Raw genomic sequence first — 11,266 nt, 5'->3', positions numbered from 1 at the left:
ACGCGGCAACAACTGATATGAAAAGGATTTTATATATAAACACCCTCTGCCTCCTGGGCCTTCTGCTTTTCCCCTCCTGCAACCAGGATGCGGAAGTGGCGCATGAAGCGGGCGAGGAGCATGCCGAGGAACACACAGCGGAGCACGAAGAGGAGCAAGACCCCAATATCGCAGAGCTGACGGAGGAGCAGTACCGCGTGGCGGGCATTGGCCTGGGCAAACCGGAGATGCGCCAGTTGGGCAATACCCTCACCGTGACCGGCGAACTGGACCTGCCGCCGCAGAACATGGCCTCGGTAAGTGCCCCGCTGGGCGGCTTCGTGAAAAGCACCGACCTGCTGGAAGGCATGCATGTGCGGAAAGGGCAGCTGCTGGCAAAAATCGAAAACGCCGACTTTGTGATGCTGCAGCAGGATTACCTGGAGGCCAAAAGCAACCTGGACTTCCTGGAGTTGGAGCACCAGCGGCAGAAAGAGCTGTCTGATGAGCAGGTTACCTCGGCTAAAACCTTCCAGCAGACGACGGCGGAGTACCGGGCGGCAAAAGCGCAGGTAGAAGGCCTCGCGGAAAGGCTGCGCCTCATCGGTGTCAACCCAGCCTCTTTGCAGGCGGGCGGGATCAGCCGCATTCTTCCCATCCATTCCCCGATTGAAGGCTACGTCACCTACATTAACGCCAACATCGGGCAGTATGTAAACCCGACGGATGTGCTGTTCCGGATAGCCGACACCGAGCACCTGCACGTGGAGCTGACGGTGTTTGAGAAAGACGTGGCGGCCTTGCAGAAGGGGCAGTTGGTGCGTTACTCGCTGCCAAACGAAACAGTGGCAAACCACAGGGCCACCGTCTACCTCATCGGCAAGGAGATAAGCGAAGACCGCACCGTGCAGGTACACGCCCATATGGAGGAAGAGGACAAAGACCTGGTGCCCGGCATGTACGTGCAGGCGCAGGTGGCCCTGGAGGGGCAGCAGGTGCTGGCCCTGCCCGAGGCCGCCGTGGTACAGGACAACGGCAGCGACTTCGTATTTATATATATGGGGGAGGAGAAAGAGGGGGAAGCAGTGATGAAGCAGTTCCGGATGGTGCCGGTGGAGCGGGGCGTGGAGGGCGGTGGCTACGTGCAGGTGGCGCTGCCCGCCGAGCTGGACACCGCCGCTGCCAACTTTGTGACTAAAGGCGCTTATTCCCTGCTTGCCAAAATGCGCAATGCCGGGGAAGGGCATCATCATTAAGTTTATATAGGATGCATGTCCGCTGCCGGAGATGCCTTCACGTCCAGCCTGCCCCAAGTTATTTTGAGAAGCCCGTCGTGGCTGGGCAGCTCGTTCTATATAAATGGCACTTCACTATATAGGAATTAACTTGTGACTTTTGAAGAAGTTTCGGTCATAGATAACAGCCCCGTTTCAGTAAGTCGGTTTTATAGGGTTGAGCGTCATAAATTTAAGAAGCCCAGGCTGCCGGAGGCGGAAAAAGCACCGGAAACCAGTACCACAAGAACGCACGTATAGTAGCCGTTTAAAACACGATACATATATTAACTTATTTTTATGAAGAAACTGTTTATCGCCTGCGCCTTTGTGCTCGGTACGTTTACCGCCGCCCAGGCTCAGGCTACTTTCGGTGTCAGGGGAGGCGCCAACTTGTCGAACCTTTCAGGGGATTTGCGGGACGAGGAATTGTTCGAGAACAAAGTCTCCTTCCATGCCGGCGTGACGCTGAACTTCCCGGTGGTAGAGGATTTCGTCTCCATCCAGCCGGAACTGCTCTATTCGCGGAAGGGCTTCAAAACCAGCGGGGATGAGTACACCAACCTGCTGCTGCAGACAAGAAGGAGAGAGGGAAGCGTGAACTACAATTACCTCGACCTGCCCGTTTTGGCCAACGTCAACGCCGGGCCTGTATATTTTGAGCTGGGGCCGCAACTGAGCTACCTGCTCGGTGTGAACAACGAAACAGAGGTGTATGACGGCAACGGGAACCTGATTGCCAGCAGCCGCGACGAGAAGAGCAAAGAAGGATTGTCTGAGTTCGAGATCGGCTACGCGGCTGGTGTTGGCTTCAGCGCCCAAAACGGCATCAGCCTGGGCCTGCGCTACAACGGGGCCTTTTCCGATTTTGTGAAGGAGGACGTGAATTTCGAGGGCGACCTGACGAATGCGCGCCATTCGGTGTTCATGCTGACACTGGGCGTGAGGTTTCCCTCCGCGCTATAGGCAACAGCGTTTGCTTTGTTTCCAGCGCGCCCTGCCCCTCGGGCGGGGCGCGCTTTTTCGTGGCCATCGGTGCCGGCGCATATTTCGGCTTCGGAAGCACCGAGTGCAAGTAGATTTTGTCCGGGTGCTTACATAAATTAAGTAAAAAGTATATAGGAGGCGGCAATACAGTTTCCGTACCCGAATGCGTTCAGCTATATATACCAGCAGCCCCGCTTATTTTGCCACTGCCGCTACAGCGCAGCGCCCGCGTGGGCATGTGCCCTGTGGCGGCAGGCAGGTAAATGCCTGAACCGGTGCCGGTTTAAGTCCGCAGGCGAAACCAGAAATTGTACCCTTCAGGGTATTTATATTTCATCTCATATATAAATAGCTTTTGCATTTTTTCAGTACCTTCTGCTTTATTACCTTTAACGTTTATTAACGGCCAGAGCCAGAACGCTACGTTTGCCTTCATCATGAAAAAGAGCACTTTCCTTTTTTCTTCCTTTTTCCTCCTCGCTGCCAGTGCGATAGCCCAGGAAACGACGCCTGTGGCCGAGGCACCTGTCCCCACGGTAGCAGCCCCTCCGATCAAACTCGTTTTCCCCGACCGGCCGGGCTGGAACGTGCTGCAGGAAGGGCAGAAGCTGACGTTCGAGGCCAGCGCCACCGGGGGCTCCGGCAGCCGGTACACCTTCGGCATCACCCAGGGCAGGGTGGAGGGCATCGAGTTTGACTCCCTGGGCCACTTCTCCTGGACACCCAGCTATGACTTCGTGGACCGCCTGAGCGGCCACCGCACGGTGCAGCTGCTGTTCGAGGTCCGGAACGACAAGGGAGAGGCTGTAAGCGAGGTGGTGGAGTTTGATGTGGAGCATGTGAACCGACCGCCTGTTATCGGCGAGCTGAAGCCGCTGTATGTGCTGTATAATACCCAGAACACCTATACCATCGAGTCGTCGGTGGTGAAGGACGAGGACAACGACCCGGTGGTGTTTGTGCCCATCGGGGAGGCGATGCCCGAGGGGGCAAAGCTGTCGGCACAGGGCGAGTTTACCTGGCGGCCCTCACTCACCCAGTTCAGGAAACTGCAGAACAAGCCCATCCTGCTGGAGTTTTACGTGGAGGACCAGCCGCACAAGGCCCGCACCAAGGGCTCGTTCCACATCAAGCCCACCCAGCAGGACCTGCCGCCGAGCATCCAGATGATCCCTTCGCAGAAGCGGTTCAAGTACGAGGAGGGGGCCACCGTCAACATCAAGTTCCAGCTGTACGACCCCAACGGCGAGGGCGACATTACCTCCTTCAGCTTCCTGTCCGACAACCCCGACGTGCCTGCCAGCGCCCTGGTGCAGAACACGCCGTCGCAGTACGAGTTTATCTGGCGGCCGGACTACGACTTTGTGAAGGACCCGCTTGACTCCCTCTCTTTTAACCTGACCTTTGTGGTGATGGACAAATCGAACAGGCAGGAGGAGCGGACGGTGGCTTTCTCGATACGGGATGCCGTGAACGAGGCGGAGCTGGACAGCAAACTGTACCAGGAGTACCGCGCCCCGCTGGTGAAGGCCTGGGACCTGATAGAGCAGCTGAAGGAAGTGGAGAAAGACCTGAAGAAAAAGTACAGGCGGGCAAGCCGGGGCAAGAAGGGCCGCTCGCTCACCAACGCCTCCCTCGGTGCCGTAACGGGCATCTCACCGGTGGTGGTGGAGGAGGCGGCCACCTCCAAAAAGATCACCACCGTCGGCGGCACGCTGGTGATGACCATCGGCACGCTGGAGGCCACCGAAGTGATCGGGCGCTCCACCAAGGACCTGATCGACCGGCTCAACTATATTATCGAGAAGCGGAACGAGCTGCAGACGAAAGGCGATATCTTCGCCCGCAAGTATGCCCTAAAATCCGCCCGCCGCAAGCCGGAGTTTCTCAAAGATGCCGATGACTTTGTGGCGGCGATGAGCCTGAAAGGCCTGGTGGTGCTGGAACTGGACGCCGGCTGGCAGAACAAGCACAAGCCCACCGACGACAACGTGGCCAAAACCTTCAAAGACTTCAGCTCCGAGAGCAAATAGGGCAAGGTTGTCTTCTGAAAGCTGATCTCGCAGGCTTTTATATACTGAAGCGGGTATTGCCTGATTATATATAACCCAATGTCGAAGAAGTTCGGAATACTGACGATTCATGGGATGGGGCGGCAGAAGGCGGATTACGCTGATGCCCTGCAGCAGCGGCTTTACCAGGAGCTTGGCCAGGACACGGTTGCGGACCTCCGCTTCCGGTCTATCTGGTACCACGGCGATTTCCAGGAGTATCAGGACGAGGTGTGGGAAAACATGGTCAGGAGCGGCAACCCGCTGGACCAGCAGCGGCTGCGAAAATTCTTCCTCAATTTCCTGAGCGATGCAGCCACCTCGGAGTTCAGGCCGGATGAAGAGGCGAGCTCCTACAGGAGAATTCAGCGCGTGATCCTGCAACAGCTGGAAGCCCTGCGCCTGGAGATGGGCGGACAGGACAGGCCGGTCGTCATCATTGCCCACTCGCTCGGCTGCCAGATCATCTCCAACTATATATGGGACTCCCAGCGGGGCAAGGGGATATGGCAGGGGCAGCAGCCCACGCCTTTCCAGCAACTCGGGACGGCCCGGCTGCTGATCACCTCCGGCTGCAACATCCCGCTTTTTGTCTCCGGGCTGCAGCGGATCGAGGCGATAACCAGGCCGAACGCGCAGTTCAGGTGGTACAATTTCTATGACCTGGACGACATCCTGGGCTGGCCGCTGAAGCCGCTGAGCCTGGGCTTCGCCAATGCCTACAACGAGGTGGTGACGGAAGACAGGGAGATAAACACCGGCTGGACGCCCCTGAGCCACATGGATTACTGGGAGGATGACAGCTTTACCGGGCCGGTCGCCAGGCTTATCCGGGATATGCACGAGCGCCTGTGATTGCAAGGCCTCTATATAGCAGCCTGCCCGGTTTTTTCTTTGTGGTGCATTACACTTACATGAGAGAATGCGACAAGTAACATTAAGGCTGTGGCTGTTCTTCTGCTGCGTGCCCGGGCTCTCCCCGGTTTACGCGCAAAGTGTTTCGGGGAAGCTGGCCGCAGCCTTCAAAACCTTCCGGGCAGATCCGCAGCTGCGCAACGGCATGGCGGCCTTGTATGTGGTGGATGCCAGATCGGGCGAGGTGGTGTTCGGCGAGAACGAGACAACGGGCCTTGCGCCAGCCTCCACCCTGAAAGTCATCACCAGCGCCAGCGCCTACGAGCTGCTGGGAAAGGATTTCCGGTATAAAACAGGTTTCGCCTACCACAAAAGTGCAACCGGAGCCTCGCTGCTGATACTGCCAGGCGGCGACCCCACCCTCGGCAGCTGGCGCTGGAGCGACACCAAAGAAGACGCGGTATTAGCCCGGATAACGCAGGCAGTTAAAAACACAGGCATCAAATCCTTTGACACGGTGGTGGTGGATGGCAGCTGCTGGGAGGCGGGGACCATTCCGGACGGCTGGCTGTGGCAGGACATCGGGAATTATTACGGGGCCGGGCCTGCCAAACTGAACTGGCGGGAAAACCAGTTCGACGTTATCCTGAAATCCGGCAAAAGGATAGGCGACCCGGTGACGATTGTGGACACGCAACCCGCAGTGAGCGGCTACACGCTGCGCTCGGAACTTGCCTCGGCGGCAGCCGGCACCGGCGACCAAGCCTATATATACTTTCCGCTGAATGGCGCTACCGGCACCATCAGGGGCACCATTCCCGTCAACCAGAGCAGGTTTTCCATCTCAGGCGCCATGCCCGACGCCCCTGGCCAGTTTGTGAGCACGCTGCAGGATGCCCTGGCAAAGGCTGGCATAAAGAGCCCGGCCACGGCAACCGCCGCACCGCGCATCCCGCTTAGCAGCTATACCACTTTCCATACCGTCACCTCGCCCCCGCTGGACAGCATCATCTACTGGTTCAACCGGAAGAGCATCAACCTGTATGGCGAGGCGCTGCTGAAGACCATCGCTTATAAAGGCGAGCGAACAGGCGCAACGGAGGCAGGCGTGGAGCTAATCAAATTGTACTGGAAACAGCAGGGCATCCCTGAAACGGAGCTGAACATCGTGGATGGGTCGGGGCTCTCGCCGCTGAACCGGGTCACGGCGCAGGCACAGGTCAGTGTGCTGCAACACGCCAGGAAGCAGCCCTGGTTCGGCGGGTTCTATGCCTCGCTGCCCGTGCTGAACGGCATGAAAATGAAGAGTGGCACCATGCACGGGGTAAAAGGCTATTCCGGCTATCATCGGGCCAAAGACGGAAAGGAATATATCTTCTCGTTCGTTGTCAACAACTACAACGGCCCGGCGCCCTCCCTGGTGAAAAAAATGTATAAGGTGCTGGATGCGCTTAAATAAAACGGCATACGGCCGCGCTGGCAGCTTCTTTACAGCAGCTTTACGTAGGAATGCCCTATGTAACAGGATACAAGTACCAGGTATCAGAAACAAGACTTTTTGAATGCACTTAACCAAGGGCCAGCTATACTGCGGAAGTGGTGCCAGGCTATTTCCAAATAAGTACGGGTACAAAATCAACTTGCACCATCCATAAAATCACCCCATATAGCAGTCGACTGAAAATCAACAATACATAGCATCAAAAGTCTTATGACTTGATACTTTTGTCCTTTCACTTACCGACTGACAAGGGCAGAGCCCGCCGCTGCCACACCGGCGCGGAGAGCAGGATATTGATAACCAAACCTCCCTTTCCTTCCAAAACCCTGGCGAGCCGCTGCCTGCTGTATGGGCTGCCCCTCTCTGCGCAGGAAGAAATGTAGGCGCAGCTTCCTTTCGTCAATTATTTTCCTGCTATAGCCTAATTATAAGAAAACGAAGAAGCCGACACCGGAAAATATTTGGCATACTTATAGTAATGCTGTGTATTTATACTTACAATAGCGGTTTATATCCGTATTATTCCCAGTATAGATAATTATCTTTCCACTATATATAAATAACTAAAAAATGGGCAACGCGACTGAAGCTGGAGTTTTGATCCAGGTGGACACGAAAATAGAAGACATGCAATCTATCTTTGAGAATGCGACTGTCATAACCGGCGGCCACCATACCCCCCGGCAGGAAGTGAAGTGCCTGCGGATTGAGCGGGTGGCAAGAGACAAAGGGGCCAAGAAGGTCCACTACTATATTAATGAGAACCAGCAGCTCTTTAAGATCAGGTATGCTCCCGTGAATGAGGGAGGGGATGTGATTTGTTGCATTGATGTGATGGAGCACCAGACAAAGGAGGCCCTGCTGCTTCAGCGCGACATTGTCGCCGGAGCCGGCGCATAAAGGAGAGCACAGCATGGTTGCCCCGGCAGGCCAAGGCAACCATGCTGTGCTATATATCGGAACCCGATGTTTTCGGATTTCAAAAACAAATCGACGCTTGACGAGACAAGGGCGCGGTTTGACAACAATGTGGACCGGTTCGCTGATTTGGAGACGGGCCAGCAGTCGACCATAGACGCGCCCCTGTCATTTGAGCTGATAACGGATGCCGCCCGCCCCATATCTATTCCGGTAACAGCTGTGCTTTTGTACTTTAATGTTTCGCACAGACAGGTGAGTGCCCTGTCCCTGGCGGAGAGTATGCCCCAGTCGTTCCTGAACAGATATGAAACAATAGAAGGCTGGCAGGCGCAGGCCCAATCTATATACGCAGCGGACGGCGCTCCCCATACTGTGGAAATATTCTGCGTTCTGTAGCGCTCTTACACATCAAAAGCCTGTCCTTTACCCGGCTATATAATTTCTTTTAATTATATAGTCTATTGTGGATCAAATACTTAATTAAGGCATTCGTATTTTGGCACGGTTCTGAAGGAAGGGAGGTTGTACCAATTTTTTACCTATGAAAAGAGTAACATTTTTAACAGCAGCAATCGCGGTAATGGGTTTAACTTCAGTGGACGCCAGTGCGCAGTCTACAACCCAGCAGGTACCGGCACAGGCTGAGCAGAAGGCCCAGGAGGGAAAGAAAGAGCTCGTGACGCAGGACCAGCTTCCGCCAGCGGTGCAGGCTGCCCTTAAAAGCGACACTTACAAGGACTGGACGGTAGGAGACATATATAAAGTTGTTCCTGCCGAGGGAGAAAAGGCCGTATTTGAAGTGGCCATGACCAATGCACAGGGCCAGACTGGCGTTGTGCGGATGGATGAGGAGGGCGGTGACGCGTCTGCAGCGCCGAAAGAGTAAAACACCACTTTTTAGCCAAAGCAAAAGCCTCCGTTTTGCGGGGGTTTTTTGTTTTGGCATACTTGGTTTCCATACCCAGCGTCCGACACCCCGGTTCTGCTCTTTCCGGCCGTTTCCACGCAGAAAGCCGCCTCTCCGCCCAGGCTGGTTTCCCATCTTTCTTTTAACGTCAAGAGCCATGGCATTCAAAACAGTGTACGATTCAGCGTTCTACAGGATTGAGGTAGACGTGGAGGCCAACATGCTCAGGTCGATGTGGCTGAGGCCAGCGGACGAGGCGGAGATAAAGGCGGGCGGAACAAAACTGTACGAGGCGCTGTGTGACACGGGCATAGAGCGGGCAGTATCCAACGCGGAACGCTTGGGTGCCCTCAACGCTGCCTCAAAGGAGTGGATGTCCACCGTGTTCTTCGAGCTGCTCTCCCGGACGCGCCTCAAAAAATTGGCCCGGGTACTCCCCGACACTCTGTTTCACCGCATCGCCCTGGAGTCTGTCTTGACAAGGGCAGAGGCACTGGGCATGACTTCCTTTATGGTGAAGAATTTCCTGACTCAGGAAGAAGCCCTGTCTTGGCTCCGGATGCAGCTTATCCTGCCGCAACCGGGTGTACCTCCCTCCATATTCCCTGACTGACCACTTTTCTGATCAGGCATATATAGCCTTCGTGGTTTTGCAGATGTCCTGGCTTATCTTCCATATAAACTCCAACTGCTCCAGCAGCAGCACATCCTCTTCCTCTTTCATATCCGCTGCAGAGTGGTTGGCCGGACGTAGTATTTCCGGCGCGGGCGCAGCTTTCTCTTTCCGGAGTAGCAGCAAACTCTCTTGAAGAACGGCCTCCGCCTGCCTGACGGGCTGCCTATAGGCTTCAGGATACGCCAGGTGGGGCCTTGCCAGCAAAGCGGAGGAAGCCGCGGCGATGGTGGAAGACAGGATATGGTTCAGCACCAGAAAGGAGTGCAGGCCCTCGACGTCGTGCTGTTTCCGCTTCGGCTCAGAGACCATCCGCCGGAAGGCGGCCGAGAGGTTGGCCGAACTGACATATACCTCCTTCCGGGCAAGTTTGTATTCGATCGTGCCCACCTCCGCGCCTGCCACACTTGCCGCCAGTTTCTGCAGATAGCTGCTGTTTGCCCGCAGCATCCGCTGCATGAGGTCGCTCAGTTTCTCCGACTCCCAGTTTGGGAACAGCAGGTAGCTCGCCGCGAACGCAATGGCCGAGCCCAGCAGGGTGTCCACGATGCGCTCCTGGGCAATCAGCAGGCCCTCACCCCCCAGAAAGTCGAAGCCAATCAGGATAAAAGGTGTCATCAGGACAACGCTCACCACGTAACTGATGCGCTGTGTGCTAAACGTGCCCAGCATGAAAAGGCTCAGCAGCACGAGCTGCGCGCCCTTGTCCTGCACCACGGCCAGCACCACCACGCCCAGCACGCCTCCAATCAGGGTGCCCACAAGGCGCTGGTAATTGCGCTGCTTGGTGAAACTGAAAGCGGGCTTCAGGATAACGATGATAGTGAGCAGCACCCAATAGCTGTGGAGCCCCAGTGGTATGGATTTCGTGAGTATATAGCCGAAAAGGCAGGCCAGCGCCACGCGCAGCGCGTGCCGGAAGGTGGTGGAGGTGGGGGTGAGGTTTTCCCGGAACAGCTTCAGGTCATATCCCTGCCTGGTGACAAAGCGGGCATATTCCAGTTCGTCGTTTTTGGCTGTGGCAACCGGGGTCCCGGAGGTGAAGTAGCGCTGGATGGCCTCAATCCGCTGCAGCATCTGTTGCAGGTTGGCGTATATCTTCTCCAGCACGGCGCCGCTGTTCTGGTCGCCGCCCGCCGCCACTTCCTTCATCCGGCGTTCCAGCTGTGCCAGCTCTGCAGGCAGCGACTGCCTGCGGCGGAACCGGCTGCCCGACTGGATGGCCCACCCGATTTCATTCAATTCCTCGGCCACAAGCCTGACGACGTTGCCAATGTGCTCCAGTATGCCCGACTGCCCGAATGCCCGGCGCATGGTGGCGTAGTCGTACTGGATGGCGGCCATCTGCTCATACAGGTCCACCACATCCACAAACGTCAGCACCAGCACGCTGGTGCGGTCTGCCGCCTCCCGGTCTTGCGCCCTGCCGCGCAGCAGCAGTTCCCGCACCGCGTCCTGCTTGTCGCTCACCACCGTCTGCTGTTTAATCACGTTGCGGTAGTTCTCGTCCAGGCTGGTGGAGGGGCTGTAGAAATCGGCCTTCAGTTTCAGGAATGCCGCCGTTTCGCGGATGCACTCCCCTAGCGCGTGCTGGGCGGGCCGGAACGGCAGGAGGCGTGAGAAAGCCATGCTCAGCAACAGGTACCAGATGCCGCCCGCCGCCAGCAGGCCGCTGAAGGCCCACACATTTTTGGGGGCCATGCCCAGCACCAGCACCAGCACCAGCAGCCCGGCGGTGCCCACCATGGCAGCACGGTTGCCATATACGGTGAGCATGGACAGAAAGAAGCAACCGGCAAGAATCATGGTGCCCATCAGGAAAACGTGTGAGAGGGCGAATCCGGTGAGCAGGGACACGAAAAAAACCACCACGGTGCATATGAGCAGGCCATTACGCTTGTGTACCACAGGCCCCGGCACATCTGCCAGGCTGGCGGCCAAAGCCCCGATTGACACGGGGATTCCCACAGCGAGCTGGCCCAACTGGGCGAACGCCAGCACAGGAAGCAGGACAGCCAGCGTGGAGCGCAGCCCCTCTGCAAAATACTCGCTCGTAAAGAAGCGCTTCGCCGTCCAGGTTTGTGTGTTCATGTGGGTTTTTTGCCGGAAAGCAGCCGT

Annotated in this window: 10 protein-coding genes; 9 read left to right on the top strand and 1 reads right to left on the bottom strand. The window is 56.7% G+C overall.

The genetic code is table 11. The features are described from left to right. The first annotated feature begins 17 nt into the window (after positions 1-17). From GSQ62_RS05830 to GSQ62_RS05790, 9 genes are all read left to right on the top strand, one after another. Entirely contained in the window at positions 18-1,235 is a 1,218-nt protein-coding gene (locus GSQ62_RS05830) for an efflux RND transporter periplasmic adaptor subunit (protein WP_161888640.1), read from the top strand. A 318-nt stretch (positions 1,236-1,553) separates the two neighbouring features. After that, a complete protein-coding gene (locus GSQ62_RS05825) occupies positions 1,554-2,219 on the top strand; it encodes a porin family protein (protein ID WP_161888639.1) in 666 nt (221 codons plus the stop codon). Positions 2,220-2,677: 458 nt separating this feature from the next. After that, entirely contained in the window at positions 2,678-4,273 is a 1,596-nt protein-coding gene (locus tag GSQ62_RS05820; protein WP_161888638.1) for a hypothetical protein, read from the top strand. A gap of 78 nt (positions 4,274-4,351) precedes the next feature. After that, complete coding sequence (locus GSQ62_RS05815) at positions 4,352-5,146, top strand: hypothetical protein (RefSeq protein ID WP_161888637.1); 795 nt, start codon at positions 4,352-4,354, stop codon at positions 5,144-5,146. 67 nt (positions 5,147-5,213) lie between these two features. Beyond that, the gene (gene dacB / locus GSQ62_RS05810; protein ID WP_161888636.1) at positions 5,214-6,605 is read left to right on the top strand and encodes a D-alanyl-D-alanine carboxypeptidase/D-alanyl-D-alanine endopeptidase; all 1,392 of its coding nucleotides are present in this window, start codon (positions 5,214-5,216) and stop codon (positions 6,603-6,605) included. A gap of 669 nt (positions 6,606-7,274) precedes the next feature. Beyond that, positions 7,275-7,547 (top strand): hypothetical protein, encoded by a 273-nt coding sequence (locus GSQ62_RS05805; protein ID WP_161888635.1) that lies wholly within the window; start codon positions 7,275-7,277, stop codon positions 7,545-7,547. 66 nt (positions 7,548-7,613) lie between these two features. Beyond that, complete coding sequence (locus GSQ62_RS05800) at positions 7,614-7,964, top strand: hypothetical protein (RefSeq protein WP_161888634.1); 351 nt, start codon at positions 7,614-7,616, stop codon at positions 7,962-7,964. Positions 7,965-8,109: 145 nt separating this feature from the next. Then, the gene (locus GSQ62_RS05795; protein ID WP_161888633.1) at positions 8,110-8,454 is read left to right on the top strand and encodes a hypothetical protein; all 345 of its coding nucleotides are present in this window, start codon (positions 8,110-8,112) and stop codon (positions 8,452-8,454) included. A gap of 178 nt (positions 8,455-8,632) precedes the next feature. After that, positions 8,633-9,088, top strand: coding sequence for a hypothetical protein (locus GSQ62_RS05790; RefSeq protein ID WP_161888632.1), 456 nt, complete (start codon positions 8,633-8,635; stop codon positions 9,086-9,088). A gap of 12 nt (positions 9,089-9,100) precedes the next feature. On the opposite strand, the gene GSQ62_RS05785 is transcribed toward GSQ62_RS05790, so the two are convergent. Continuing rightward, positions 9,101-11,239, bottom strand: coding sequence for an FUSC family protein (locus GSQ62_RS05785; protein WP_161888631.1), 2,139 nt, complete (start codon positions 11,237-11,239; stop codon positions 9,101-9,103). Between the last annotated feature and the right edge of the window lie 27 nt (positions 11,240-11,266).

The sequence above is a fragment of the Pontibacter russatus genome (assembly GCF_009931655.1).
GTDB classification, from domain to species: Bacteria; Bacteroidota; Bacteroidia; order Cytophagales; family Hymenobacteraceae; genus Pontibacter; species Pontibacter russatus.
This window is presented reverse-complemented; position numbering and strand designations above follow the sequence as displayed.